The organism is Corynebacterium sp. (assembly GCF_052107835.1).
Classification (GTDB): domain Bacteria; phylum Actinomycetota; class Actinomycetes; order Mycobacteriales; family Mycobacteriaceae; genus Corynebacterium.
Window position 1 is genome coordinate 1 of record NZ_JBQEDF010000010.1, and the last position, 26286, is coordinate 26286.

At 67.7% G+C, this 26286-nt stretch carries 25 protein-coding genes; 17 read left to right on the forward strand and 8 right to left on the reverse strand.

The annotated features are described in order from the left end of the window. The first annotated feature begins 42 nt into the window (after nucleotides 1-42). Nucleotides 43-1155, forward strand: a complete 1113-nt coding sequence (gene ctaC, locus ACTIL2_RS04010; protein ID WP_442336168.1) for an aa3-type cytochrome oxidase subunit II — start codon at nucleotides 43-45, stop codon at nucleotides 1153-1155. A gap of 36 nt (nucleotides 1156-1191) precedes the next feature. Continuing rightward, nucleotides 1192-1623 (forward strand): aa3-type cytochrome oxidase subunit IV, encoded by a 432-nt coding sequence (ctaF, locus tag ACTIL2_RS04015; RefSeq protein ID WP_442336169.1) that lies wholly within the window; start codon nucleotides 1192-1194, stop codon nucleotides 1621-1623. 82 nt (nucleotides 1624-1705) lie between these two features. Here the strand turns inward: ctaF and trpD are convergent, their stop codons facing one another. Beyond that, nucleotides 1706-2797, reverse strand: a complete 1092-nt coding sequence (gene trpD, locus ACTIL2_RS04020; RefSeq protein ID WP_442336170.1) for an anthranilate phosphoribosyltransferase — start codon at nucleotides 2795-2797, stop codon at nucleotides 1706-1708. A gap of 368 nt (nucleotides 2798-3165) precedes the next feature. On the opposite strand from trpD, the gene ctaE reads away from it, so the two are divergent. From ctaE to qcrB, 4 genes are all read left to right on the forward strand, one after another. Then, on the forward strand, nucleotides 3166-3777 hold the full coding sequence (gene ctaE / locus ACTIL2_RS04025) for an aa3-type cytochrome oxidase subunit III (RefSeq protein WP_442336171.1): 612 nt from the start codon (nucleotides 3166-3168) through the stop codon (nucleotides 3775-3777). A 73-nt stretch (nucleotides 3778-3850) separates the two neighbouring features. Then, on the forward strand, nucleotides 3851-4759 hold the full coding sequence (qcrC, locus tag ACTIL2_RS04030; RefSeq protein WP_442336172.1) for a cytochrome bc1 complex diheme cytochrome c subunit: 909 nt from the start codon (nucleotides 3851-3853) through the stop codon (nucleotides 4757-4759). After that, the gene (gene qcrA / locus ACTIL2_RS04035) at nucleotides 4756-5964 is read left to right on the forward strand and encodes a cytochrome bc1 complex Rieske iron-sulfur subunit (RefSeq protein ID WP_442336173.1); all 1209 of its coding nucleotides are present in this window, start codon (nucleotides 4756-4758) and stop codon (nucleotides 5962-5964) included. The genes qcrC and qcrA overlap by 4 nt, the downstream gene beginning before the upstream one ends. Continuing rightward, nucleotides 5961-7607 carry a cytochrome bc1 complex cytochrome b subunit gene (gene qcrB, locus ACTIL2_RS04040; RefSeq protein ID WP_442336174.1) on the forward strand — a complete coding sequence of 549 codons (1647 nt, stop codon included), beginning with the start codon at nucleotides 5961-5963 and terminating at the stop codon, nucleotides 7605-7607. The genes qcrA and qcrB overlap by 4 nt, the downstream gene beginning before the upstream one ends. Nucleotides 7608-7788: 181 nt before the next feature. On the opposite strand, the gene ACTIL2_RS04045 is transcribed toward qcrB, so the two are convergent. After that, the gene (locus ACTIL2_RS04045; protein ID WP_442336175.1) at nucleotides 7789-8367 is read right to left on the reverse strand and encodes a 3'-5' exonuclease; all 579 of its coding nucleotides are present in this window, start codon (nucleotides 8365-8367) and stop codon (nucleotides 7789-7791) included. Between the two features lie 395 nt (nucleotides 8368-8762). On the opposite strand from ACTIL2_RS04045, the gene ACTIL2_RS04050 reads away from it, so the two are divergent. The 5 genes from ACTIL2_RS04050 to ACTIL2_RS04070 all read left to right on the forward strand — a co-directional run bounded on the left by ACTIL2_RS04050 (nucleotide 8763) and on the right by ACTIL2_RS04070 (nucleotide 13720). Beyond that, entirely contained in the window at nucleotides 8763-9377 is a 615-nt protein-coding gene (locus ACTIL2_RS04050) for a C40 family peptidase (protein ID WP_442336176.1), read from the forward strand. A 188-nt stretch (nucleotides 9378-9565) separates the two neighbouring features. Then, complete coding sequence (locus ACTIL2_RS04055; protein WP_442336239.1) at nucleotides 9566-10708, forward strand: NlpC/P60 family protein; 1143 nt, start codon at nucleotides 9566-9568, stop codon at nucleotides 10706-10708. Nucleotides 10709-10727: 19 nt separating this feature from the next. Next, a complete protein-coding gene (locus ACTIL2_RS04060) occupies nucleotides 10728-11918 on the forward strand; it encodes a glycosyltransferase family 4 protein (protein WP_442336177.1) in 1191 nt (396 codons plus the stop codon). Between the two features lie 54 nt (nucleotides 11919-11972). Further along, complete coding sequence (locus ACTIL2_RS04065) at nucleotides 11973-12935, forward strand: ROK family protein (RefSeq protein WP_442336240.1); 963 nt, start codon at nucleotides 11973-11975, stop codon at nucleotides 12933-12935. Nucleotides 12936-12940: 5 nt separating this feature from the next. After that, on the forward strand, nucleotides 12941-13720 hold the full coding sequence (locus tag ACTIL2_RS04070; RefSeq protein WP_442336178.1) for a lysophospholipid acyltransferase family protein: 780 nt from the start codon (nucleotides 12941-12943) through the stop codon (nucleotides 13718-13720). On the opposite strand, the gene ACTIL2_RS04075 is transcribed toward ACTIL2_RS04070, so the two are convergent. After that, the gene (locus tag ACTIL2_RS04075) at nucleotides 13717-14025 is read right to left on the reverse strand and encodes a hypothetical protein (protein ID WP_442336179.1); all 309 of its coding nucleotides are present in this window, start codon (nucleotides 14023-14025) and stop codon (nucleotides 13717-13719) included. The genes ACTIL2_RS04070 and ACTIL2_RS04075 overlap by 4 nt on opposite strands. Nucleotides 14026-14036: 11 nt before the next feature. After that, entirely contained in the window at nucleotides 14037-15311 is a 1275-nt protein-coding gene (locus ACTIL2_RS04080; RefSeq protein WP_442336180.1) for a glycosyltransferase 87 family protein, read from the reverse strand. A gap of 69 nt (nucleotides 15312-15380) precedes the next feature. Here ACTIL2_RS04080 and ACTIL2_RS04085 point away from each other — a divergent pair, with 69 nt between their 5' ends. From ACTIL2_RS04085 to ACTIL2_RS04095, 3 genes are read left to right on the forward strand one after another with little or no spacing between them, the layout of a single operon-like run. Continuing rightward, nucleotides 15381-16532: an acyltransferase family protein gene (locus ACTIL2_RS04085; protein ID WP_442336181.1), complete on the forward strand. Its 1152-nt coding sequence runs from the start codon at nucleotides 15381-15383 to the stop codon at nucleotides 16530-16532. Nucleotides 16533-16557: 25 nt separating this feature from the next. After that, a complete protein-coding gene (locus ACTIL2_RS04090; RefSeq protein WP_442336182.1) occupies nucleotides 16558-17064 on the forward strand; it encodes a polyadenylate-specific 3'-exoribonuclease AS in 507 nt (168 codons plus the stop codon). Between the two features lie 48 nt (nucleotides 17065-17112). After that, nucleotides 17113-18501 (forward strand): class II 3-deoxy-7-phosphoheptulonate synthase, encoded by a 1389-nt coding sequence (locus ACTIL2_RS04095; protein WP_442336183.1) that lies wholly within the window; start codon nucleotides 17113-17115, stop codon nucleotides 18499-18501. An 8-nt stretch (nucleotides 18502-18509) separates the two neighbouring features. Here the strand turns inward: ACTIL2_RS04095 and pknB are convergent, their stop codons facing one another. Next, nucleotides 18510-20723, reverse strand: a complete 2214-nt coding sequence (pknB, locus tag ACTIL2_RS04100; protein WP_442336184.1) for a Stk1 family PASTA domain-containing Ser/Thr kinase — start codon at nucleotides 20721-20723, stop codon at nucleotides 18510-18512. 84 nt (nucleotides 20724-20807) lie between these two features. On the opposite strand from pknB, the gene ACTIL2_RS04105 reads away from it, so the two are divergent. Then, on the forward strand, nucleotides 20808-21200 hold the full coding sequence (locus ACTIL2_RS04105; protein ID WP_442336185.1) for an Rv2175c family DNA-binding protein: 393 nt from the start codon (nucleotides 20808-20810) through the stop codon (nucleotides 21198-21200). On the opposite strand, the gene ACTIL2_RS04110 is transcribed toward ACTIL2_RS04105, so the two are convergent. Both ACTIL2_RS04110 and ACTIL2_RS04115 read right to left on the reverse strand, forming a co-directional pair. Then, nucleotides 21114-22718 (reverse strand): alpha-(1->6)-mannopyranosyltransferase A, encoded by a 1605-nt coding sequence (locus tag ACTIL2_RS04110; protein ID WP_442336186.1) that lies wholly within the window; start codon nucleotides 22716-22718, stop codon nucleotides 21114-21116. The genes ACTIL2_RS04105 and ACTIL2_RS04110 overlap by 87 nt on opposite strands. Before the next feature lie 7 nt (nucleotides 22719-22725). After that, nucleotides 22726-23850, reverse strand: coding sequence for a polyprenyl synthetase family protein (locus tag ACTIL2_RS04115; protein WP_442336187.1), 1125 nt, complete (start codon nucleotides 23848-23850; stop codon nucleotides 22726-22728). Nucleotides 23851-23977: 127 nt separating this feature from the next. Here ACTIL2_RS04115 and ACTIL2_RS04120 point away from each other — a divergent pair, with 127 nt between their 5' ends. Then, entirely contained in the window at nucleotides 23978-24976 is a 999-nt protein-coding gene (locus ACTIL2_RS04120) for a methylenetetrahydrofolate reductase (RefSeq protein WP_442336188.1), read from the forward strand. 4 nt (nucleotides 24977-24980) lie between these two features. Here ACTIL2_RS04120 and ACTIL2_RS04125 read toward each other — a convergent pair whose 3' ends face one another. Then, nucleotides 24981-25595: a GNAT family N-acetyltransferase gene (locus ACTIL2_RS04125; protein WP_442336189.1), complete on the reverse strand. Its 615-nt coding sequence runs from the start codon at nucleotides 25593-25595 to the stop codon at nucleotides 24981-24983. A 146-nt stretch (nucleotides 25596-25741) separates the two neighbouring features. On the opposite strand from ACTIL2_RS04125, the gene ACTIL2_RS04130 reads away from it, so the two are divergent. Then, nucleotides 25742-26173, forward strand: a complete 432-nt coding sequence (locus tag ACTIL2_RS04130; protein WP_442336190.1) for an SAV_6107 family HEPN domain-containing protein — start codon at nucleotides 25742-25744, stop codon at nucleotides 26171-26173. Nucleotides 26174-26286 lie beyond the last annotated feature (113 nt).

The following is a 26286-nucleotide window of genomic DNA, read 5'->3' on the forward strand; positions in this document are numbered from 1 at the left end:
GTCCCGATGAACACGACGTGTGATTGAGGAAGGCATACTCGCGTGGAACAGCGAATAGTTCACGGTAAGGGCCGCAAGCTCGGCCTAGCCGGAGTGCTGGGACTTGGCTCCCTTGCCCTGGTCGGCTGCGATATCGCACCCCCCGACAACGGATTCTTCCATGCGCTGCGCATGGGGTGGCCGGACGGAATCACCACGGAGGCCCACGAGATGGGCAACTTCTGGGTGTGGACCTGGGTCGTGGCCTGGGTCATCGGCATCATCATGTGGGCCCTGATGTTCGTCGTGATCTTCCGCGACGGTGCGAAGCGCGCGGAGAAGCAGGGCAAGCCCGAGTTCCCGCGTCAGACGGCCTACAACGTCCCGCTGGAGCTGACGTTGACCGTTATCCCTGTGCTGATCGTGATGGGGCTCTTCTTCTTCACGGTCCAGACCCAGGACAAGGTCACCGCCCTGGACAAGGACCCCGAGGTCACCGTCGACGTCACCGCCTACCAGTGGAACTGGAAGTTCGGTTACGGCGAGGTCGCCGGCGGTCTCACCGAGGACGGCCAGACCTACGAGGGTGTCGACGAGGACCGCTCGGAGGCCGCGGAGGCGAACGCCGCCGTCCCGCAGGACGACCGTGACGAGCACGGCCAGTCCGTCGGGCCGATCCACGGCAAGTCCGAGGACGACTTCACCTACCTCAACTACAACCAGATCGAGACCCTGGGTACCTCCGAGGAGGTGCCGGTGCTGGTGCTGCCGACGGATACCCCGATCGAGTTCAACCTGGCGTCCTCCGACGTCATCCACTCCTTCTGGGTCCCGGAGTTCCTCTTCAAGCGCGACGTGTTCCCGCACCCGGAGGCCAACCAGTCCGAGCGCAGGTTCCAGATCGACGGGATCGAGGAGGAGGGCGCCTTCGTCGGCCGCTGCGCCGAGATGTGCGGTACCTACCACGCCATGATGAACTTCGAGCTGCGTGCCGTCAGCCCGGACGCCTTCAGTGACTACCTCGAGTTCCGCGAGAACAACCCGGACGCCAGCAACGCCGATGCGCTGCGTGAGATCGGCGAGGAGCCTTTCGCGACCTCCACCCAGCCGTTCCTGCCGGGCCGTGACGCGACCCGTGGCACCGGGGACGACAACATCATCGACCGTTCCGCCTGAGCTGGCAGAGCGCTACAGAGACACTAGGAGACAACAATGCGGCAGACAGCCAAGTTGATGTACGGACTGACACTGTTCCTCGCAGTGATGACGGTGGTGTACTTCTACGCGACGTCGCAGCTGAACGACGGTGCCAACCAGCAGGGCACTGAGTGGGCCGGCGGAACCGGAATGGTTCTGGCCACGCTGCTGACCCTCTTCCTCGGCGTGTACTTCCACCTGAGCAACGCCAAGGCCGACATCGAGCCGAAGGACTGGGAGGAGGCCGAGGTCGAGGACGGCGCCGGTGTGCTGGGCTTCTTCGCCCCGAGCTCGGGCTGGCCGTTCCTGATGTCCATCTCGATCCTGACGATGGGCTTCGGCATCGCCTTCTTCCACATCTGGTTGATCCTGCTCGGCGCCGTGATGCTGATCTGGTCGACCACGATGCTCAACCTGCAGTACGGCCTTCCCCCCGAGAAGGAGTAGTCCGGCACGCCGGACCGCACGAGAAAAGCACCCGCATCTTCCTCGCGGGTGCTTTTCTCGTGCGTGGTCGGCGCTCCAGGGGTCAGCGGCCGATGATCTCGTGCATCTTCTCCGCGGCGCGTCCCGACTCCAGGGCGTCCCGGGCGACCTCGACCTGCTCGCCGAGGACCGTCTTCAGGTCGCTGTCCTCCCAACCGTGCACGGCCGCCAGTGCCCCGGCGGCGTTGAGCAGGACGGCGTCCTTGATCGCGCCCTCGAGCTCGCCTGCCATCAGACGGCGGGCGACATCGGCGTTGAATGACGGATCCCCGCCCCTCAGTGCGTCATCGTCGTAGATGTCCAGGCCGAAGGACCGGGGGTTGATGGTGAACTCGCCGGTGCGTCCTGCGCTGTCGACGGTAACGACCTCGGTGGGGGCGCAGACGCTGATCTCGTCCATACCGTCCAGTCCGCGGACGATGAGCGCGCGGACACCCTGGTGGGCGAACGCGCCGCCCATGATGGGCATCAGGTCACGGAAGGCGCAGCCGATCAGCCCGTACTTCGGGCCGGCCGGATTCGTCATCGGCCCCAGGAGGTTGAACAGGGTCGGCACGGCGAGCTCGGAGCGCACCGGGCCGGCGAAGCGCATCGCCGGGTGGTAGGTCTTGGCGAACATGAACGCGAAGCCGGTGCGCAGTGCGTCCTCGTGGATGGTCTCGGGGGAGCGCTCGATGTCGAGGCCCAGGGTCTCGAGAACGTCGGCGCCACCGCATTTCGAGGACGCCGCGCGGTTGCCGTGCTTGACCACGGTCACCCCGGTCGCCGCAACGACGAAGGACGCCATGGTCGAGATGTTCACCGTGTGGTGGCCGTCGCCGCCGGTGCCGACGATGTCGACGGCGTCGGGGATGTCACTGAAATCCACCGGGGTGGCGAAGTCGCGCATGGCACCGGCCGCGGCGGACAGTTCGGCCGCGGTGATCCCCTTGACACGGAGACCGAAGGAGAACGCCGCGAGCTGCGCGTCGGTGGCGTTGCCCTCCATGATCCGGCTCACGGCCCAGTTCACCTGTGACTCACTGAGCTCCTCGTGGCGCCCGATGCGGTCGAGGACGCCGGGCCAGGTGAAGTAGCTCTCGGGGAGACGGTCGCTCCCCAACGGGGGTACGTGGTCCGGCCGTGTGTCGGCCATGGCTTCGGTCCTCTCGGTCGATGGTGTGGACCCTGACAGTCTATTACGGGGGAGGGGAGACGACCCCGTTGGGTGGGGAGAGGGTGCTGCGGGTAAGCTGTGGGGAACGCGTGGCAGCGGTGCCCACGTCCGGGGGTGGACGGGCCCGGTGTGACCCGTGGGGCCGTGGGGACGGCGGGTGGGGAACCAGTGGTTCACCTGCGGCAATGGCACCGCGTCGTAAGCGGGACCCCCAAAGTTCCCGACTAGCCCCATTTGTGGTGAGTTGCCAGGAAATCTGAAGAGGCGACCTGCACTTTTCCAGAAACACCGCTGTATCGCGGGGTTGCGAATCGACTACGCGGCCAGGGTCCGCCATACTTGTACGCGTGACGAGCGCAGTTGGAAACCAAAGCATGGCAGCACCACAGCGTGCCGTGACGCTGAACCGACCGAACATGGTCAGCGTCGGCACGATTGTGTTCCTGTCCCAGGAATTGATGTTCTTCGCGGGCCTGTTCGCGATGTACTTCGTCTCGAAGGCGAACTCGAACGGAAACTGGCCCTCCGAGCCTACCGAGCTGAACGTCCCGTTCGCTCTGGCGATCACCGTGATTCTGGTGTCGTCGTCGTTCACCGCCCAGTGGGGGGTGTTCGCCGCGGAGCGCGGCGACGTGTTCGGCCTTCGGAAGTGGTACGCACTCACCATCGTGCTCGGGACGATCTTCGTCCTCGGGCAGGGGTACGAGTACGTGGCCCTCGTGCAGGAGGGCACCACGATCTCAAGCAGCGTCTACGGGTCGGTGTTCTTCATCACCACCGGCTTCCACGGCGCACACGTCATCGCCGGCGTGCTTGCGTTCGTGGTGGTCCTCCTCCGCACGGTGAAATCGAAGTTCACTCCGGCCCAGGCCACCTCCGCCGTCGTCGTGTCGTACTACTGGCACTTCGTCGACGTCGTGTGGATCGGACTGTGGATCACGATTTACTTCATCCAGTAGGCCGAACGGGCCGGTGTGTGACGCTCGGCCGTTAAGCCCATCGCCTTCCAAATGACGAGTTAAAGGGAACAAGATGGATATCAACAATCCGACTCCCGAGGGGGAGCAGCCGGCGGCGGAGACCGCTCCGGCATCCACAACAGGCAGGAAGCGCCGTAACCGGCGCAAACTGCGCCGGACCCTGGCCGGAGCGCTCGCGCTCGTGCTCGGCCTCAGCGGTGCAGGCCTGTTGGCCCAGGCGTTCACGCCGGACCCGCAGTCCGCTACTGCGCAGCAGGACGCGGAGTCGATGGTCCGCCAGGGCCAGGAGATCTACGAGGTCGCCTGCATCACCTGCCACGGTGCCAACCTCCAGGGTGTCCAGGACCGCGGTCCGTCCCTGGTCGGTGTCGGCGAAGGAGCGGTCTACTTCCAGGTCCACTCCGGCCGTATGCCGATGAAGCGGAACGAGGCCCAGGCCGAGCGGAAGGACGCCCGTTTCAACGAGGCTCAGACCCTGGCGCTCTCCGCGTACGTCAACGCCAACGGCGGTGGACCCGGCCTCGTCAAGGACGATGACGGCGAGATCGCCATGGACTCGCTGCGTGGCTCGCACAACGAGGACGGCAAGATCGACCCGCAGGATGTCTCCCGCGGCTCCGACCTGTTCCGGCTGAACTGCGCGTCCTGCCACAACTTCACGGGACGTGGTGGCGCACTGTCCGGCGGTAAGACCGCCCCGCCGCTGGACGACGCGAATGAGCAGGAGATCTACCAGGCCATGCTCACCGGCCCGCAGAACATGCCGAAGTTCTCCGACCGTCAGCTCACCGCCGACGAGAAGAAGGACATCATCGCATTCATCAAGTCCGCCAAGGAGACCCCCAACCCCGGTGGCCTCGGCCTCGGCGGTATCGGCCCGGTCACTGAGGGCATGCTGATGTGGATCGTCGGGATTGTCGTGCTCATCGGCGCGGCCATGTGGATTGGAACTCGGTCATGAGCGAGAGCAACAGCACCTACTCAGAAGAAGAGATCAAGGGCATGAGTGACGAGGAGCTCGCCCGCCTCGGTACCGAGATGGACGGCGTCACCGTCGCCTTCCGCAAGGAGCGTTTCCCTGTCGAGGGCGACCCCGCCGAGAAGCGTGCCGCCCGCGGCATCGGTTTCTGGTGGGCGCTGGCGGTCGTGTTCGGCCTCGCGTTCGTCGCCGTGTACCTGTTCTGGCCCTGGGAGTACAAGCACCTGGAGGAGGACGGCCTCTGGTTGTACAGCCTGTACACCCCGGCGCTCGGCGTGACCTCGGGTCTGTCGATCATCTTCCTGGGAATCGGCGCCGTCCAGTTCTCCAAGAAGTTCATCCCCGAGGAGATCGCGGTGCAGAAGCGCCACGACGGCCCCTCGGACGAGGTCGACCGCCGGACGATGTCCGCGTTGCTCAATGACGCATGGAAGACGTCGACCATGGGCCGCCGCAAGGTTCTCATGGGTCTCGGTGGAGCAGGCGCCGCCCTGGCCGGCGTCGCCATCGTCCTTCCCCTCGGCGGCATCATCAAGAACCCGTGGAAGCCGACGTCCGCGATGGGCATCGCCGGCGACGGCACCCTGTGGACCACCGGCTGGACCCTCACCGATGAAGGGGAGAAGGTCTACCTGGGCCGCGACACCGGTGCCATCGCCGAGGAGCACGACGGTCACTGGACCACCCAGGGCGTCAACCGCCTGGTGCGGGTGCGTCCGGAGGACCTGGACTCCGGTGCGATGGAGACTGTGTTCCCGATGACGGAGGAGATGGTCAACGACCACGACGCCTTCGACGCGGAGCACGACGTCTACGAGGAGCAGATGCACTCCATCCACGGTTCCCGCAACGCGGTCATGCTCATCCGCCTGCGTCACGAGGACGCGCTCAATGCGGTCCAGCGTGAGGGCCAGGAGGACTTCCACTACGGCGACTACTACGCCTACTCGAAGATCTGCACCCACATCGGCTGCCCGACCTCCCTGTACGAGCAGCAGACCAACCGCATTCTCTGTCCGTGCCACCAGTCGCAGTTCGATGCACTGCACTGGGGTAAGCCGGTGTTCGGCCCGGCCGCCCGCGCACTGCCCGAGCTGTCCATCAACGTCGATGAGGACGGGTTCCTGTACGCCGACAAGAACTTCGTCGAGCCCGTCGGCCCTGCCTTCTGGGAGCGTCAGTCATGAGCACACCCACCAAGCCTTCCCACCTGGCCCAGGCGGCCAACAACTTCGATGAGCGCTACACCGCGGCCAGCGGCCTGCGCAAGCAGATCAACAAGGTCTTCCCGAGCCACTGGTCGTTCATGCTCGGTGAGATCGCGCTGTACTCGTTCATCATCCTCCTCCTGTCGGGTGTCTACCTGACGCTCTTCTTCGACCCGTCACTGTCGAAGGTGATCTACGAGGGCGCCTACGCACCGCTCAACGGTGTGGAGATGTCCCGCGCGTACGAGACGGCACTGAACATCTCCTTCGAGGTCCGCGGCGGCCTGTTCATCCGCCAGGTCCACCACTGGGCGGCACTGCTCTTCGCGGTGTCGATCATGGTCCACATGATGCGCATCTTCTTCACCGGCGCATTCCGCAAGCCCCGTGAGGCGAACTGGGTCATCGGCTGCGTCCTGCTGCTGCTGTCCATCGCCGAGGGCTTCATGGGCTACTCCCTGCCGGACGACCTGCTCTCCGGCGTGGGCCTGCGCATCATGTCCGCGATCATCATCGGCCTGCCGATCATCGGCACCTGGCTGCACTGGATCATGTTCGCCGGTGACTTCCCGGGTGACATCATCATCCCGCGTCTGTACATAGCGCACGTGCTGCTGATCCCCGCGATCCTGCTCGCATTGATCGCGGCGCACCTGGCGCTGGTCTGGTACCAGAAGCACACCCAGTTCCCCGGACCGGGCCGCACCGAGCGCAATGTCGTCGGTGGCCGCGTGATCCCGGTGTTCGCCGTGCACTCGGTGGCCTTCGGTCTGATCACCTTCGGCTTCGTCGCCCTGCTCGCCGGTGTCTTCCAGATCAACGCGATATGGAACCTGGGACCGTACAACCCATCGCAGGTCTCCGCCGGTTCACAGCCCGATATCTACATGTTGTGGACGGACGGTGCAGCCCGAATAATGCCGGCCTGGGAGTTGTACCTGGGCAGCTACACGATTCCTGCGGTCGTCTGGGTGGCCCTGCTGCTGGGAGCCCTGGTGATGCTGCTGTTCGCGTACCCGTGGATTGAGCAGCACTTCACCAAGGACACGGCACACCACAACCTGCTGCAGCGTCCGCGGGACGTCCCGGTGCGCACCGGACTCGGTGTCATGGCGATGGTCGCCTACATGATCCTGACGGTGTCGGGCGGTAACGACCATGTGGCGGCGTTCTTCGATATCTCGCTCAACGCGATGACGTGGGTCGGCCGTATCGGGTTCGTCCTGCTGCCACCGCTGTCGTACTTCATCACCTACCGGATCTGTCTGGGCCTGCAGCGCTCCGACCGTGCGGTGCTGGACCACGGTATCGAGACCGGCACGATCAAGCAGCTGCCCAACGGTGGCTTCATCGAGGTCCATCAGCCGCTGGGCCCGGTGGACGAGCACGGTCACCCGATCCCGCTGCCGTACGCCGGCGCCGCGGTTCCGCGCAGGCTCAACCAGCTCGGCTTCGCCGGTGAGCCCGGCCGTGGCTCCCTGTTCTCCCCGGACCCCGAGGACATCGTGTCCCAGGTCGAGGAGATCGAGGAGGAGAACGAGAAGGAGCACAAGGAGATGCTGGAGCGTCTCCAGGAGGAGAACCGCCGCCAGTTCGGCGACGAGGGTCACGAGAACCCGTAACCTCCCGCCTCCCGAAGGCGTCGAGTTCGCCCGCGTCCGCCGAGAACCACCCCACAGCCCCGAATGGGGCGTCGTGGGGTGGTTTTCTGTGTCGGCACCGACCTGTGGTGCCACACATGTCGACATCTGACCCCGAGGCGGGTCATCTCTTGCCCGGATGCAGCAACCTCCGGGACTGTGGTCAGGACGCGGCGCGCTGCTCCAGGTACCGCAGCAGGTCCACGGTCGCCAGGACGTCCTCGGACGCGCGGTGTGCCGGACGGTGGGGCAGTGCGAGGGTGTCAGCGAGGGTGGCCAGCCGGTAGCGTCCCACCTCCGACCGGGGGATGAGTTCCCTGGCGCACTCGGCGGTGCACAGCGTGGAGTGAGGGGGCATCCCTGTCCCGTCGGACGTCGTCCCGCGCGTCCTGCGGAGCTCGCCGTTGAGGAAGGCGAGGTCGAAGGCGACGTTGTGGCCGACCACGGTGCGTCCCCCGATCATCCGCAGGATGCCGCCCAGGACCTCATCCATGGCCGGGCGCCCGGAGAGTTCGTGGTCGGCGATCCCGGTGAGTTCCGTGATGACGTGGGGGAGCGGGACGCCGGGGTCCACCAGGGTGGCGACGGTCTCCCGGACCTCCCCGTCGACGACATGGATGGCGGCGACCTCAATGACGCGGTCGGACGCCGGTTCCAGCCCCGTTGTCTCGCAGTCGATCACCACGCATTCCCGGACGGCGGCACGGAGGCGCTGTGGAAGCGGAAGGGACGGTTGAGGCACGGCTCCATAGTAGAGGTCTGCCATGGCGGTGGTACTGATGTGACTGCTGTGAAGGCGTGCGGGGCCCGATCCTGAAATGTGATGAGTATCACAGTAACGCTCGTTTCCGGCACCTTTGCCGGTCCCGCAGGGGGTGTCGGAGACCGCGTCGATGGTACGTTGTTCCAGCGCAGGCAGCATGTTTGCAGGCCCCTCCTGTGGGGGCTCCCATAAGGTGTAGCTTTGGTCGCGATTGAATAACGGTTGAATAACGAAGCGCTCACGGTGACATCACGGCCGAAGAGTTGGACATGTCCGAGATCATTTCGTAATCTTCTCGTGACCTTAAGGGGCAACCGCAGAGACAAACGAGAGAGCGGCCCCCGACAGCGACCAGGAAAGGCACTATCCACCTCATGGGCAAGCACAGTCTGAAGAAGCACCACTCCCGCCGCAACGCCGTCGCCGTGGCTGCCGTGGGAATGGGCGCCATGATCGCCCTGCCCGCGACCGCGCAGGCCGTGACCGTCCAGGTCCCGGGCACCGACGTCTCCGTCGATGTTCCGGACGAAGCCGTCGACTTCGCCAACCAGCACGTCGACGCCGACGCCTACCTCGCCCAGGCGAACCAGGTGTCCGCACCCTCCGCCCCGGCACCGTCCGCCCCGGCACCGTCCGCCGAGAACAGCACCGGCCAGAAGATCGCCGACGCCGCCCTGTCCAAGCAGGGTGCCCCCTACTCCTGGGGTGCCACCGGCCCGGACGCCTTCGACTGCTCCGGTCTGACCAGCTGGGCCCACCAGCAGGTCGGGAAGTCCATCCCGCGCACCTCCTCCGATCAGGCTGCGTCCGGCACCCCGGTGTCCCTGGACAACCTGAAGCCCGGCGACGTCGTCTCCTACTACGGCGGCGCCTCCCACGTGGCGATCTACATCGGCGACAACAAGGTCGTCCAGGCCGTCAACGAAGGCACCCCGGTCCAGGTCAATGACCTGAACTACATGCCGGTCAACAACGCGGTCCGTTTCTAGACCCTCCGCTTCCCCCGGAAGTCCCCGGGGACAGTCCCGCGGCCCCGTCGACGCACCTCCATTGAGCAGTGCACGACGGGGCCGCATGCGGTACCAGCAAAATTACAAAAGAGTAACGGCTCTGTGGCATTATGGCCATATCCAGATCGACAGTCTAAAGAGGACCATCACAAGTGAGTAACCACCGTATGCGGGGGGCCGCCCCGATCGCCGGCAGCCGGACAGTCCGGGCGATCGCCGGACTCGGAATTACATCAGTGCTCGCGCTCGGGACCGCAGCCGTCGTCGGCGCAGACCCGGCCGACAATGCAGGCGGGGGTAACCATGCCGATGCTGGCGCTGTCGACGCCTCCCCGTTGCCCGATGACGCGGACGGCCTCCTCGAGCGCCTGGGTGAGGTCTCCCGCCAGGCACAGGCCACCAGCGACGAGGTCGAGGAGAACCGTATCGCCCTCGACGAGACGCGCGAGCGGCTCGACCGGGTCAACCGTGACTCCGAGCACTTCTCCGCCGAGGCCGACCGTGCCCGTGAGGCCGTGGAGCAGTCCCGTGGCCCGGTGACCGAGCTCTCGCAGTCGATGTACCGCGGTGCCGTGATCGACCCGGTGACCGCGGTCGCCGGCGCCGCCAACCCGCAGGACGCCATCGACCGCCGTGCCTTCGCATCGGCGCTCAGCGCCGACCGCACCGGCAAGGTCACCGATCTTCGGGAGAATCTCTCGGAGGCGGCGGACCTGCAGTCCCGTGCACAGCGTGCCAAAGCCACAGCGGACTTCCAGCTCTCCGATCTGACCACCCGCGAGAAGCATCTGGACGAGCGTTCCAGTGACCTCGACGGCCTCAAGGAGGAGATCTCGAAGGCGGTGGACGGTCTCAGCCCCGAGGAGAAGCAGCGCTGGGTCGACCGCAACGGCCCGATCGACATCGACGTCGAGGAGTTCCTCGGCGATATGGCCGACAGTGCCTCGGAAGGCGCCTCCGACGCGGTGGATGCCAGCGGTGCCGTGGGCGCGGCACTGAGCAAGCTCGGTTCCCCGTACTCCTGGGGAGCGGCCGGCCCGGACTCCTTCGACTGCTCCGGTCTGATGCTGTGGGCGTACGAGCAGAGCGGGCAGAGCATTCCGCGGACCTCCGCCGCCCAGGTCTCCGGTGGTACCTCCGTCTCCCGCGGGGACCTGCAGCCGGGCGACATCGTCGGCTTCTACCCCGGTGTGACCCACGTCGGCATGTACATCGGCGACGGCCAGATCGTCCACGCCTCCGACTACGGGATCCCTGTCCAGGTCGTCAGCGTGGACAGCATGCCGTTCGCCGGCGCCGCCCGCTACTGACCCCCGTCCCCTCCTCTCCATGTCGGAACGCGGCCGAGTCCTCCTCGTCACCAACGATTTCCCGCCGACTTTCGGCGGCATCCAGAGCTACCTGCGCGACTACTGCGCGGAACTGGAGCGCCGCGAACCGGGCAGGTTGACGGTTTTCGCCTCCACCCAGGACGCCGCTGCCGCCACCGGGTACGATTCCGCGCTCCCCACCGACGTCGTCCGCTGGCCACGGAAGGTCATGCTGCCCACCCCGGCGACGGCACGCCGGATGGCACAGCTGATCCGCGAACGGGACATCGACACCGTCTGGTTCGGCTCGTCGACGCCCATGGCGCTCATGGCCGGTGCCGCGCGTAGGGCCGGTGCGTCCCGCATCGTCGCGTCCACCCACGGCCACGAGGTCGGCTGGTCCATGGTCCCGGGGGGACGCAGCGTCCTGCGCGCGATCGGCCGCCGCACGGACTGCCTGACCTATGTCTCCAGGTACGCCCGCAACCGGTTCTCCGGTGCCTTCGGCCCGTCCGTCGCCTGGGAACCGATGCCGGGCGGGGTGGACGCCGGAGTCTTCCGTCCCGACCCGGCGGGCCGCACCGTGGTCCGCGCGCGCCACGGCATCGACGACCGGAAGGTGATCGTGTGTGTGTCGCGCGTGGTACCCCGTAAGGGCCAGGATACGCTGGTCGAGGCCATGCCACGGATCCTGCAGCACGTCCCGGACGCCCACCTGCTGGTCGTCGGCCCCGGCGACTACGCACGCGAGCTCTCCGGGCGTGCCCGGACACTGGGCATCACCGACCACGTCACCGTCACCGGCCCGGTCGACTACGGCGAGCTGGTGGCGCACTACTGCGCCGGCGACGTTTTCGCCATGCCGGTGCGCACCCAGGGCGGCGGTTTCAGCGTCGAGGGGCTCGGGATCGTCTTCCTGGAGTCCCAGGCGTGCGGCGTTCCGACGATCGCCGGTGAAGGGGGAGGGGCCCCCGAGACCGTGCAGGACGGGGTCACCGGCGATGTCGTCGACGGCACATCGACCGGTGCGGTGGCCGACACCGTGGCCGCCCTCCTCGACGATCCGGTTCGGGCGCGTGGGTACGCCGACCGCGGACGGACCTACGTGCGGGACGCCTGGAACTGGGACGTCCTCGGCGCGCAGCTCTCCGCCGTGCTCGACGGGGACGCCGCGCGTCCGCACCGGCACAGTTGGAACTGGCGTGCCTGACCGATACGCTGGACAGGTTGCGTTAAGGGTGTGTACGGCGGACAGGAGGACGAGATGGTGGATGGTCTGACCATCGGGATCGACATCGGTGGCACGAATCTCCGTGCCGCCGTGGTCGACGCGGACGGCCGGGTCCTCGACATCGAGCAGCTGCCCACGCCCAGTTCCGTCGGTGCACTGGAGAAGGCCATCAGCAACGCGGTCTCCGCACTGCGTTCGCGCCACGAGGTCGTTGCCGTCGGTCTCGCCGTCGCGGGGTTCATCACCGCCGAACAGGACCGGGTGCGCTTCGCCCCGCATCTGCCGTGGCGGGACAGTGACGTCCGCGACCGGTTGACCGCCCGACTGGGACTCCCGGTCGTCCTGGAGCATGACGCGAACGCCGCCGCCTGGGGAGAGCAGATCCTGGGTCCGGGCCAGGATGCGGACACGTGGGCCCTGTTCGCCGTCGGTACCGGCATCGGTGGGGCGCTGGTGCAGGACGGCGTGCTCTACCGTGGCGCCTACGGCACCGCCCCGGAGTTCGGCCACCTCACCGTCGTCCCGGGCGGGCGTGCCTGCCCCTGCGGGAAACGCGGCTGCCTGGAGCGCTACTGCTCCGGCAGCGGCCTGGAGCTCACCGCCCTGGAGTTCATCGCCACCGGACGCCACCCGGACAGCGTGCTGGCCCAGATGTTCCACTCGCGTCCCGAGGAGATCACCGGGCGCAGCGTGGTCAGCCTGGCCCGTGACGGTGACCCGCTGGCCATCGAGGTCATCGATGATTTCGCCCTGTGGCTGGGCCGTGGGCTGGCCGTCGTCCAGGACGTCCTCGACCCCGAACTCATCGTCCTGGGTGGAGGTGTCGCCGCCGATGCCGACCTGTACCTGCCGACCGCCCGCGCGGAACTGGCGGCCGGCGTGGTCGGTGCGGGGTACCGTCCGGTCGCGCGGGTCGAACCGGCCGCACTGGGCTCGGAGGCAGGTATGATCGGTGTGGCGTTGCTGGCGTCCACAGTGACTTCACGAAAGGGATAGGGAACGTGCAGAACCGTACCTACTGGTGGCTGAAGAACGTTGTTGTCGGGCCGTGGCTGTGGTTGATCAACCGCCCGTACGCCGCAGGGCTCGACAAGATCCCGTCCGAGGGGCCGGTGGTGCTGGCGTCGAACCATCTGGCGGTCATGGATTCCCTGTACTTCCCGCTGCTGTCGAAGCGGCAGCTGACTTTCCTGGCGAAGAAGGAGTACTTCACCACCCCGGGTTTCGCCGGGGGCATCCAGAGATGGTTCTTCTCCTCGGTCGGCCAGGTGCCGATCGACCGCGGTGACAAGAGTTCGCAGGACGCGGCCCTGAACACCGCACTGACGGTGCTGGAGAAGGGGGACCCGCTGGGCATGTACCCGGAGGGCACGCGCTCACCGGATGGGCGCCTGTACCGCGGCAAGACAGGGATGGCGCGGATCGCCCTGAACTCGGGTGCCCCGGTGTACCCGGTGGCGATGATCGACACGGAGAAGGCGAACATCGCCGGATCGTGGCTGCTGCGACCCCACCGCATCGGCGTGGTGGTCGGTGACCCCATTGACCCGGCGGATTTCAGGGAGGGCGGGGACGAGTACGCCCAGGCCCGTGCGCTGACGGACTACACGATGGAACGCATCGCCGAGCTTTCCGGCCAGGAGTACGTGGAGGGCATCTACGCCGCGGACGTGAAGAAGGCCCTGGAGGCGGGGGAGGGCTACCCGCAGGGCATGGAGCCGGGGACGGGTCGGACGCTGGCCACCAAGCCGACGCCGCGGTTCCTGCGCTACCGGCTCTAGGCTGGTCCGTCCGAGCCCGCCATCAGGAAGAAGGCGAGGACGGCCGCCGCCACCAGAGTCATTGTCCCTATGATCCAGGTCGCCCGGACGACGGATTTCGTGTTGCCCTCAGCTGTGGGATGCACCAGTGCCAGGACGATGGCGACGATGGAGAGCGGGACAGCCACGAAAGGATTGGGGATCAACAGCACGGCACCGAGGACGGCAGCGGTGATGCCTGAGATCATCAGCCAGTCGCGGGACTGCTTGGTGGGGGATGATCCCGGGGTGCGGGGAACTGAGTCCGGTGGAGAGACGGTACCCATGCTTGCTTCACCTATCTGCGTTGAGGGGGCGTGTCTTCAGGGTACCTTGCCGGGCCGACGGAAGCAGGCCCGTTACTGCGATGGGCCGCCCCGGCGACCACGAGCCAGAGCAGTCCCACCAGGACGAACTCCGACCCCAGCACCTTCATCCACAGAGTCCAGCCCGACTCCACCCCGCCGCCGGACTCGAGGAAGACGTGCACCGGCAGGACGAGGGAGATGACGGCCAGCGGAACGGCCACCACCAGCGCCACCCGCCCCGTACGTGCGTCCGACCGCCGCGACGGGAATGCAGCGGCCCCCGCGACTAGCAGCATGGGCAGTACCCACACCCAGTGGTGCGACCAGGACACCGGTGACGCGAGCAGACCCAGCAGGGCGTTCGTGCAGACGGCACCGGCGAACGCCCCCGCCGCGAGCTGGTGGAGCATCACCAGGACAATGGCCACCACCACCGCCACGACCAGGACGTACCAGATCCAGGTCTGCGCCGGATCACCGGTGAACCGGGCGACCAGCCCGCGCAGGGACTGGTTCGCCCCGTAGGCCAGGTCACCGATCCGCCCCGGGTCGCTGAGCGTGTCGGTCCAGTACGTGCGGGAGTCGGAGGGGAGGACCACCCAGGCGAGCGCGGAGAACACGATGCCGGAGACCACACTTGTCGCGGCCTCCCTCCACTGGCGGCGCAGCAGGAAGTACAGGCCGAAGACCGCCGGGGTGAGCTTGACCGCCGCCGCCAGTCCGACCAGCATGCCCCGCGGCCACGGGGTGCGGGGCAGAAGCAGATCCGCGACGACCAGCAGCATCAGGAGGATGTTGATCTGCCCGAACTGCAGGGTGTTGGTCAGCGGCCACAGCCACACGGCGGCAGGCAGGGCCAGGACACCACAGGCCAGCGACTGGGGCCCCGTGATCCGCCGGCCGTACTGCCCGGCGAGGCTGTACAGGACCACCGACACCGTCAGGGCGATGGCGATCACGCTCACCGTGGTGAACGCGATGTAACCCACACTCGAGGACAACTGCGCCAGGGGCACGAACGCGAGCGCCGCCAGCGGCGGGTAGGTGAAGGGCAGCATCATGTTCATGGCGGGGAACGCCCCTTCGTACAGTGCCGCGCCGTCGAGCACGGCACGCCCACCCGCCCGGTAGACCTCGAAGTCGATGTTGACGGTCGACGCGTGGTCACTGACGGCGGACCGGAACACCCCGGCCAGGGTGGCGGCAACCACGACGGCGACGTACCAGATGACGAGTGTGCGCGACCGTGCGCTGCGAAATCCCACGACCAGTGAGCTTACCCCCACCCGGTGCGAATTGATCACCCGCCCGGGATGCGGCACGCTGTATCCCCAGTGTCCGACGACAGAGGGAACCCACCGAACAAGATCCGGGCCCACCGCAGACAGCGGGGCCCGGGCACGTTCGCACGCCCGAAGGGCCAGGCGACGGGGATCCGGCTGTACTGGGCGGACTGCGCGAAGGGCATGTCCATCATCGGCGTGTGCTACATGCACGTCATCACCGGTGTTCCCGGCGGTCAGGACGGGGCCTGGAAATGGTTCAACGAGTTCCTGGACCCGATCCGGATGCCGATGTTCTTCCTGATCTCCGGTCTGTTCGCGCACCGCGTGATCGAGCGGACCATCGGTGACCTCTGGTACCGCCGCCTGTGGTTCCTGCTGGTGCCCTACCTGGTGTTCACCCCGTTCGTCGCGGCGTCCCGGCTGTACATCGACGGCAAGCTGTTCATCGACGGCAATGTCAGTGCGGCGAACCTGGTGCGGTCGATCGTCGTGGGCGATCCCGGCGTGTGGTTCCTCTACGCGCTCATGGTGTTCAACATCGTCGCCTGCCTCACCCGGAAACTCCCGCCTCTGGTGGCGGTCTGCTTCTCGGTGCTGCCGGCGGTGGCCGTCGCGCTGGCGGGCCTGTCGTCCTACAACGAGATCACCCACCTCACCGGGTACCTCCCCGCGTTCTTCCTGGGGCTGCACTTCCGGCAGGTGTTCATCCGGCTGGCCGGCCTGGCCGCCGATGTGCGGGTGATTGCCGCCTGTGCGGCCGTGTTCGTCTGGTGGGAGTGGATCGTCGACCTCGCCGCCGAATTCGTGGCCCCGGACGGGTGGAGCACCACCGAACAGTCGGTGATGAGCCTGCTGGGCATGGTCCGCATTCTGACGGCCGTGCCCCTGGGCATCCTGCTGGCCGTGTGGATATCCCGGATCCCGCTGGTCTCCAGCATCTTCGCCGCGATCGGACGCAATACCCTGCCCATCTACGTCTCCCACCAGCTCATGCTCTTCCTGGTCTACGACCGGCTGCTGCCGTGGCTCGTCGGGCTGGACGAGTCGACCTGGGGGTTCGTCATGCAGACGGATCCGCGCATTGTCATCGGTCTGGTGACCTGCGTGCTCAGTGGGCTGCTGTTCTACGGGATCGGCCGTGTTCCGGGACTGCGGTGGATCCTTTACCCGCCGCCGCTGCCCCGACGGCAGCCGGACTGAGCACCGCGGTCTAGACTGACCTACCGTGCGCTACTTCTACGACACCGAGTTCATCGAGGACGGGACCACCATCGACCTGGTGTCGATCGGCGTGGTTGCCGAGGACGGACGTGAGTTCTACGCCGTCTCCACCGAGTTCGATGAACGGCGGGCGGGTGACTGGGTCCGGCGCAACGTCCTGCCGCTGCTCCCGCCGCGCTCCAGTGCGGCGTGGATGTCGCGGGAGGAGATCCGCGGGGAACTGTTCTCATTCCTGCTGCCCGGCCACACCGAGGGGGACTGGCTTCGGGCGTCTGACCGCCCTGAACTGTGGGCCTGGGTCGGTGCCTACGACCATGTCGCCTTCGCCCAGTTGTGGGGGGACATGACCGAACTCCCGCGGGAGCTTCCCCGGTTCACCCGGGAGCTCAAGCAGTTCTGGGAGGACGCGGGACGCCCCAGTCTCCCCGAACAGTCCTCGCCCGCGCATGATGCGCTGGAGGACGCCAGGTTCAACGTCGTGAAGTACCGGCTGTCTGCCCAGGCACGTTAAGACCTCCCAGTTCACAATCCGGTAACCGCATCTCGTATGATGACGCGCATGGGTTGGACTATTGACGCACCACTTGACGAACTCCCCGATCTGCCGCCGCTGCCCGGCGATCTCGAGCGGGACTTCCAGGACGCTGTCTCGCGCGACGCGAAACAGCAGCCGTCCTGGGACCAGGGGCATGCTGACCGCGTCCGGAAGATCCTGGAGTCCGTGCCGCCGATCGTGGTGGCCCCGGAGATCCGGCGTCTGAAGGAGCAGCTGCGCGACGTTGCCCTGGGCAAGGCGTTCCTGCTGCAGGGCGGCGATTGCGCCGAGACCTTCGAGACCAACACCGAGCCGCACATCCGTGGCAACGTCAAAACACTGCTGCAGATGGCGGTCGTGCTGACCTACGGTGCTTCCACCCCTGTGGTGAAGATGGCCCGCATCGCCGGCCAGTACGCCAAGCCGCGTTCGGCCGACCGCGACGGCAACGGCCTGCTGAACTACCGCGGCGACATCGTCAACGGCATCGAGGCCACCGAGGAGGGACGCCGCCACGACCCCTCGCGCATGGTGCGCGCCTACGCGAACTCCGGTGCGGCGATGAACCTGGTCCGGTCACTGACCGGCTCCGGCACCGCCGACCTGGCGAAGCTGCACGAGTGGAACCGCGAGTTCGTGGCGAACTCGCGTGCAGGTGCCCGCTACGAGGCGCTGGCCGGGGAGATCGAGCGTGGCCTGGAGTTCATGGCGGCCTGTGGCGTGTCGGACGAGACCCTGCGTACCGCCGACATCTACTGCTCGCACGAGGCCCTGTTGCGCGACTACGAGCGCGCGATGCTGCGCCTGGCCCACGGCGAGGACGGCGAGGATGTCCTGTACAACCTCTCGGCCCACCAGCTGTGGATCGGTGAGCGCACCCGTGGCATCGAGGACTTCCACGTCGCCTTCGCTGCGCTGATCGGCAACCCCGTCGGTGTGAAGATCGGCCCGACGACGACGCCGGAGGAGGCCGTCGCCTACGTCGAGAAGCTGGACCCGGACAATGAGCCGGGACGCCTGACCCTGATCAGCCGCATGGGCTACGACAAGATCCGTGAGGCCCTGCCCCCCATCGTTGAGGCTGTCGAGGCCACCGGGCACAAGGTCATCTGGCAGTGCGACCCGATGCACGGCAACACCTACACCTCCTCCAACGGCTACAAGACCCGCGACTTCGACCGCATCATCGACGAGGTCCAGGGCTTCTTCGAGGTCCACCGTGCAGCTGGCTCCCACCCGGGCGGCGTGCACATCGAGTTCACCGGTGAGGACGTCACCGAGGTCGTCGGCGGCGCCCAGGACATCACCGACCTGGACCTGCCGTCACGCTACGCCACGGTCGTCGACCCCCGCCTGAACACCCAGCAGGCGCTGGAGCTGTCCTTCCTCGTCGCGGAGATGCTCCGGAAGTAGGGGGAGCCCTACAGCGTGTGCAGCGTGACCGTGTCGCCGAGCGCGGCACGTCCGGTGGGGCCGGGGGACTGGGTGATGACACGGCCGTCGTCCCGGCCGTCCACCTCGATCTCTAGCCCGGCGTCCTCCAGGATGTCCCGGGCGCTGTCGACCGAGCGTCCGATGACGAACGGCACGCGCACCATCGTGGACTCCTGGATCGTCACCGTCGTGTCCGCCGACGGGTCGACGCGGGTGCCGGAGGACGGCTCCTGTGCGGCGATGTCCCCGGCGTCGACATCCGTGTCCGAGACACCCTCGCCGGTTGTGGGGGACAGTCCGGCGTCACGGAGCTCCTCGGCGGCATCGTCAGCAGACATGCCCTCCACGTCCGGAACCTCGATCGCGTTCGACAGGATCAGGGTCACCGGCGAGTTCCCGGGGATCTCGTGCCCGGCGTCCACCCCGGTGCCGATCACGTCGCCACCGTCGACGTCCCCGTCGAAGCGCTCCTCGACCTCGCCGACCTCCAGGCCGGCGCGCTCGATCGCGCGGCGTGCCTGGTCCTCGGACATGCCGGAGACATCCGGCACCGTCACCGGGGCGACACCCTTGCTGATCTGGACGGTGACCTCCGTGCCGGTGTCCACCGTCTCCCCGGCGTCCGGGGAGACCTCGGCGACGATGCCGGACGGGACGTCGTCGGAGTAGACCTCCTCGCCGACCTCCCAGGTCAGCGTCCTGTCCTCGAGTCTGGCCTGGTAGGCGGACAGGTCGTCCGCCGCACCCGGTTCGGGCACGGTGGGCTGGCCCTTCGACACCAGCACGGAGACCTCGTCGCCGCGCGGCACCCGTTCGCCCTCGCCGGGGTCGGTGCCGGTGACGGACTGCTCCGGTTCGTCGTCGGAGAAGACCTCGGCGACCGTGGCGGAGAACCCGGCGGCCTCGATGGCGGCCTGGGCGCCGGAGACGTCCTGGCCCAGGACCTGGGGGATCTCACCGTAGCGTCCTGAGGTGACCCACCATCCGGCCACGGCGACCGCTCCGATGAGCAGGACCAGCAGGACGCCCCAGACGATCGCGGAGGCGGGGCTGCGGTTGGTCAGCGGCCGCTTCTTCGGTGCGGGGGGTTCAGGTTCCTGTGCCGCCTGTGCCTCCGGCGGTCCCTGGGCGGGGGGAGCCGGTTCGTAGGCGGGTTCCTGCTCCGCCTCCGCCCCGTACTCGGGCACCTGGGGTACCAGGGAGGTCTCCGCGGTGTGCTGGGTCGGCTCCGCTGCATCGAACATGCTGGTCGCCATGGCGTCGTCGTCCCAGCTCAAACGGTCAGCGGCGACCGATCCTGCCAGTGCGCGTCGCACGGCGGTGTCGGCCGGGGCGGGCACCTGGAAGTCGGGAAGCCCCAGGTCCTTCGTGACGGTGCCAACCGCGGAGAGGAAGTCCCCGCCGTCGGCGAACCGGGCACCGGGGTCACGGTCGGTGGCGCGAAGCACCAGGTCGTCCAGCTCCGGGGGCACCCCGGCGATCACCGAGGACGGGGGAGGGACGTCCTGCTCCAGGCGCATCAGGGCCGTCTCATCCGGGGTGGCGCCCTTGAACGGTGTCCGCCCGGTCAGCAGCTCGAAGAGCAGGATCCCGGCAGCGTAGACGTCCGCCTCCGGTCCGATGGCGCTGCCGCGGACCTGCTCCGGGGCCAGGTAGGCGGCGGTGCCGATGATCGGGGCACCGGCGGCCACGTCCCGGTGGGCCGGACGCACCAGCCCGAAATCGGCGAGCTTGACCTGGTGGTCGTCGCGGATCAGCACATTGTCCGGCTTGACGTCCCGGTGCACCATCCCGGCGTCGTGCGCCAGTGCCAGGGCCTCGAGCACCGGCCCCATCACCGCCAACGCGGCGTGCGGGGGCATGGGGCCACGCTCCCGCAGAAGTTCGCGCAGCGTCCCGCCCGGAACCAGTTCCATGACGAGGAAGACGTGGTCGCCGTCCGGGGACCGGTCCACCCCCTGGTCCACGACATTGACCAGACAGGGGTGGTTGAGTCTGGCCACCGCGCGGGCCTCGCGCTCGAACCGGGCACGGAAAGTGGGGTCCTCGGCGAACCCGGGATCCATCACCTTGGTCGCCAGATCCCGGTCCAGACGGGTGTCCACACAGTGGTAGACCACGGACATTCCCCCGTGGGCGATGGTTTCGCCGATCCGGTACCGGTTGTCCAGCAGATCACCTGCGCGCAGTTGCGGCTCCACGATTCTCGGCCCGCCTCCTTTCAATCAACAGCTAACCGGGAAGTATACGCAGGGCCCGGACGCACAAGGGTTAAGGTGGGCAGTGTGAGTACGAACGAGAGCACAGCGAAGATCCTGTCCGAAGCCGTTTCCGGGGTCCCGGCCGGCGAACCCGTCCTGAATGTCCCGGACGTCGCCGAACTGCTCGGGGTCATCGTCACCCGGGTGATGGACGACCTGGGCCAGCACCGCCTGATCGCCGTCGAAGTCGACGGGATCCGGCACATCCCGGCCCGCTTCTTCACCGACGGGGGCGAGATCAACAAGTTCGTGCCCGGGCTCATCGCCCTGCTGTCCGACGGCGGGTACTCGGACGAGGAGATCCTCGACTTCCTCTTCACCGCGGACGAGTCACTTCCCGGACGCCCCGTCGACGCCCTCCACGGGCACCTCGCCCGGGAGGTCATGCGCCGGGCGCAGGCCATGGCCATTATCTGAGGCCTGTTCCCGCATCAGGCAGGCCCACGCGGCCCACCACATCACCAGGCCGACGATGACGATCCACCACAGGTCGTAGAGACGGATTCCGCCGCCGCCGTCGAACATCATCGACAGCATCATCGTCACCCACGCCACGGCGAACAGGCCGCGGCGGTCGCGGAGCCACACGCCCACCAGCGCCAGCGGCGCCAGGTAGTACCACGGCAGGACCACCGCGTTGAACAGGCAGGTCACGAGGTAGGCTGCCGTGGCACCGATCACGGCGTCCCGGGTGCCCCGGCGCCAGACGAGCCAGCTGACCACCAGGCCGAGCACCATCAGCACCGTCGTGACGGGCCGGATGACGTCCAGGACGTTGTTGAAGAAGATGTCGTCATCGATCAGCCGGAGCGGACGGGCCACGAGCCCGGCGAGGAACGACGGCACCGCCAGTGGGTTGATCACCTTCGAGTTGCCGCTGATCTCCGCGATCCAGCCCCACGTCTGACCGCTGGCCCAGGTGATCAGGGCCACCGACCCCGCCATCGCCGCCAGGGAGGCCAGACCGCCGCCGACCAGGGTCCTGAACCGCGGCCACGTGAACTGCCGCAGGTCGCGCAGGACCTCCCGCGAGGAGCGGCGCTCCCCGCCGTCCCCGGGGAGCGCCCCGGCCCGGCGGGCGACGACGATCCACACCAGGAACGGCAGGGCGAACAGGGCGGTGGCCTTCAGTGCCACGCCGACCCCGATCAGTGCCGAGCCGGCCAGCAGGCCCCGCAGTGGCGCGGACGTGATGCCCACCAGCAGTCCGGCAACCACCAGCGGCATCATCATGACCTCGCTGTGCATCCCGCCGATGTAGTGGATCACCGCCAACGGGTTGGCCACGCCGATCCACACGGCGGTGTCCGGGGAGGCGCCGAGCCGGCGGGCCAGGGCGGCGACCGCCCAGACCAGTGCAGCGAAGCAGGCCACGGACACGATCTTGTAGACCAGCACACCCATGGTGATGTTGTCGCCGGTGATCCGGGTGATCCACTCGCCGATCCAGAGGTGCATCGGGCCGTAGGGGGTGGTGGTGTTGCGCCAGTCGGCACTGACCTCGAAGAACAGTGGTCCCGGGTTGGCGGATGCACCCACGTCGTAGGCGTTCAGGCCGTCGCGGGCCAGGGTGCCCTGCATCAGGTAGGAGTAGACGTCGCGGCTCATCAACGGCCCGGCGAAGACCAGGGGGGCGACCCATGCGATCAGCGGCCCCCGCCCCAGCGGCTCGCCCAGCCTGACCACCCGGCCGCCGATGATGATCCACGACGCGATGAGCATCAGGATCGATATCCACATCACCACGATGACGATGCCGTAGAGGTGTCCGAAGCCCAGGTTCGTCCACCCGATCTGCTGCAGCAGTCCGCCGCGGTCCCGCGTCGCCCCGACCGAGTACGAGCACAGGGCCAGCAGGACGGACCCGACGAGCCCCAGCATGATCGCCCTCCGGCGGGATATGTCCCGTAACCGGGCACCCAGTTGCTTCACCACGTGGCCGTCAGCTCCTTCGATCGGTGAGGCTCTCGGCGACCTCCACGAGTTCGGCGGTGACCCCGGCCCCCAGGCCACCGGAACGCAGGGTGCCGGTGGCGCGGTCGGTGAGCGTCCGGATCCGGGACTCGGAGTCGGCGGCGGCGCCGGAGTCCACGATGATCTGACGTAGGGAGTCCACCTCGTCCTCCGTGGTCACCGTCCCGATGCCCGCCCGGAGCCGTGCCGCGGCGACCGGATCGGAGTGGTCGGCCGCACGCAGGGCGTTCATCAGGAGGTAGGTGCGCTTCCCGGAGCGCAGGTCGTCGCCGGACGCCTTGCCGGTGACCACCGGGTCACCGAACACCCCGAGGTGGTCGTCCTCCAGCTGGAAGGCGATGCCGACATCGCGGCCGACCTCGCGAAGCAGGCCGATGGTGGTGTCGTCGGCGTCGGCGAGGGCGGCGCCGAGGTGCAGCGGGCGTTCCACCGTGTACGCGGCGGTCTTGTAGGTGTTCACCTTGTAGGGTGCCCCAGGGTCCTCGGAACCGCTGGCCTCCACGGAGATGTCGAGCATCTGCCCGGCGACGACCTCGGTACGCATCCTGCGCCACGGTTCCCGGGCACGGGCCAAGGCGGTCGCCGACACACCCGAGTCGCAGAGCATGTCATCGGCCCAGGCGAAGGCCAGGTCGCCGACGAGGATCGCCTGGCTCACGCCGTAGTCGGCGGCGTCGCCGAGCCACGCGTCCCCACGGTGGCGCGTCTCGAAGGAGCGGTGGACGGTCGGACGTCCGCGACGGGTGTCGGAGTGGTCGATGATGTCGTCGTGGATCAGGGCGCAGGCCTGGATGAACTCCAGGGAACTGACGGCGCCGAGGAGGCCGTCGGGCCCGGTGCCACCATCGAGCCGACCACCGCCGCCGTCGAGTGCGGCGCGGACGCCGGCCCAGGCGAACAGGGGACGCAGCCGTTTGCCGCCCACCGTGAACCCCGCCAGTTCGGTGATGCCCTGCTGCACGACCGGGTCGATGCCGTCGAACTCGTCGTGGCGTGCGGCGAGGAAGCCGCGGAGTGTGTCGTCGACGGCCGGCGGAACCTCGGCCAGTGGGCTGTCGACGTGCCAGGTCGGCGGCGGTACGGCATCGGCCATCGGTGGGTTCCTCCAGGGGTGGGTCGTCGGGGGTCGGGGTCGGTACACCCCAATAGTAGGGACCGGTGGGCGCAAACCGGGCCTCGCCCTGCCGGAGGGTGCCCACCATTCTCTAGGATGGGGTGCCATGTCACTGGAATCTTCCCGCGAGCCGTTCCAACCGGCCCCGCCGAGCCTGCAGGTCGCGGTGACGGACACACTCACCTTCGGGACACCGGGGCGTGTCCCGTTCTCGGTGGAGTTCATGCCACCCCGCGATGACGCCGCGGAGCAGCGGCTGTGGTCGGCGGCCGAGGCGTTCCACGACCTGGGGGCGAGTTTCGTCTCGGTCACCTACGGGGCCGGCGGGTCGAGCCGGGAGAGGACGGAGCGCGTCGCGACCAGGTTGGCGATGAAGCCGCTGACCACACTGCTCCACCTCACGCTGGTGGACCACACCGTGGACGAGCTGCGCGGCATCCTGAGCGAGTTCGCGTCCCTGGGCATGACGAACCTGCTCGCCCTGCGCGGCGACCCCCCTGGCGACCCGATGGGGGACTGGGACCCGGTCGACGGCGGACTGGACTTCGCCCTGGAACTCATCGAACTGGCGCGGTCGATGCCGGAGTGCGCCGACTTCGACATCGGGATCGCGTCCTTCCCGGAGGGGCACTACCGCGCACCGACGCTGGAGGACGACACGCGCTACACGTTGGCGAAGCTGCGGGCGGGTGCGAACTACTCGATCACCCAGATGTTCTTCGACGTCGACCATTACCTGCGTCTGCGCGACCGGCTCGCCGCCGACCCGGTCCACGGCGCCAAGCCGGTCATCCCCGGTCTGATGCCGATCACCTCGCTGCGGTCGGTGCGCCGCCAGCTGGAACTCTCCGGCGCGTCACTCCCCTCGGACCTGGAGTCGCTGTTCACCCGGGTCGCCGCGGGCGACGAAAAGAAGAATGCGCCGGCCATCCGTGAGGCCGGTATCGAGGTCACGTCGAGGATGGCGGAGCGGCTGATCGCTGAAGGTGCCCCCGACCTGCACTTCATGACAATGAACAATGTGCGTGCGACCCAGGAGGTCCTGCACAATCTCGGGATGGCCCCGGCGTGGGGTCCGGAGCTCGGCCAGGACATGGTGCGCTAGTCCGCTAACCGGCGGTCCTGTCGAGGGAGAGGATGCCGAACGGCCGGGTGTCCGAGCCGAAGCGGAAATCCCGCAGGACGTCCCGGAAGCCCAGTGAGCGGTAGAGTGCCCACGCCGCGTTCCCCTCATCGGCGACCTCGGGGGTGGAGAGCATTGCCCGACGGCTGTGGAGCTGGGGGAGCAGCAGGTCGAGCATGCGGTGGCCGATGCCGTGGCCCTGGAAGTCGGGGTGGACGTGCACCTCCGAGATCTCGTCGTAGTCGGAGAGGATCTCGGCGACCTCGGGCGCCGTCAGTCCGCGGCCGCGGAGTCCGCGGTTGACCTCGCCGTACAACCAGGTACTGCGACTGCCGGGGAAGCCGTAGGCGACGCCGACGCCCCGGTGGCCGGGGTTCGACGGGTCGGCGGGCGTGTCCCGGGGGTGCTCCAGCGCGATAACGCAGACGAAGCCCTGCTTGCGTGAGTTGGCGGCCCACAGTAACCGGCGCTGCGTGAAGGCGGAGCGTGGGTAGGCCATAGCGTCGAGGTGGAGGTCGACGAGTTCGTCGACCCGCGACAGGAAGTCCCGCACCGGGAGGGTGCACACGCTGATGCTGCTGTCATCGTTCACCGTTACCATCCTGCCAAACCGGGGGTCGTCGGGAGGCGGAGTGGTCAAATACGAACATGTGTTCGAGGCGTACCGGGGTGTGTCCGTGGTCGCCCGTAACGTCCATGACCAGATGGCGCGGAGGACACCGCACCACACGAGGAAAGGAACCGGTCATGTCGCAGGGAACGGCATCCACGGTCGCCAGGTTGAGCCGGTCCGGCAGAGGAGGGGCGGCGCTCCCGGAGACCTTCATCATCGAAGCCGAGCGTCTGCTGGAGCGAAGCCGGCTGGAGCCGGACACCGAACAGCAGCTGACCTGGGCCTACCGCGGTGCACTGCGGGCCGCCGGTGCGGTCATCCAGTACGCCCGCAAGAAGCGTCGTCGGCTGCCCGCCGGAAGTGCCTGGGCGCGGGTGCGGGTCCTGGCGGAGGACATGGACCACTGGTGCGATCTCTTCGAGAAGCACTCCCGTCTGGTGACCAGGACCGAGATGGGGTTGGAGCCTGACCTGGCGGAGAGCGTGGTGGCCGAGGTCTACCGCGATGCCTGTGACTTCCTCGATGACGTGCGGGGAATGGTCGGGTATCTGCCTGAGGTGGCATGAGGTGGTCGGCAGTGCGCTGGGGTAGGATGGGTACAGCAACATCGGCGGACGTGCCTGTGGCGGCGCGGGAACTTTTTCCCGGCGCCGGGCGTTGACACTGATGACAGGAACTT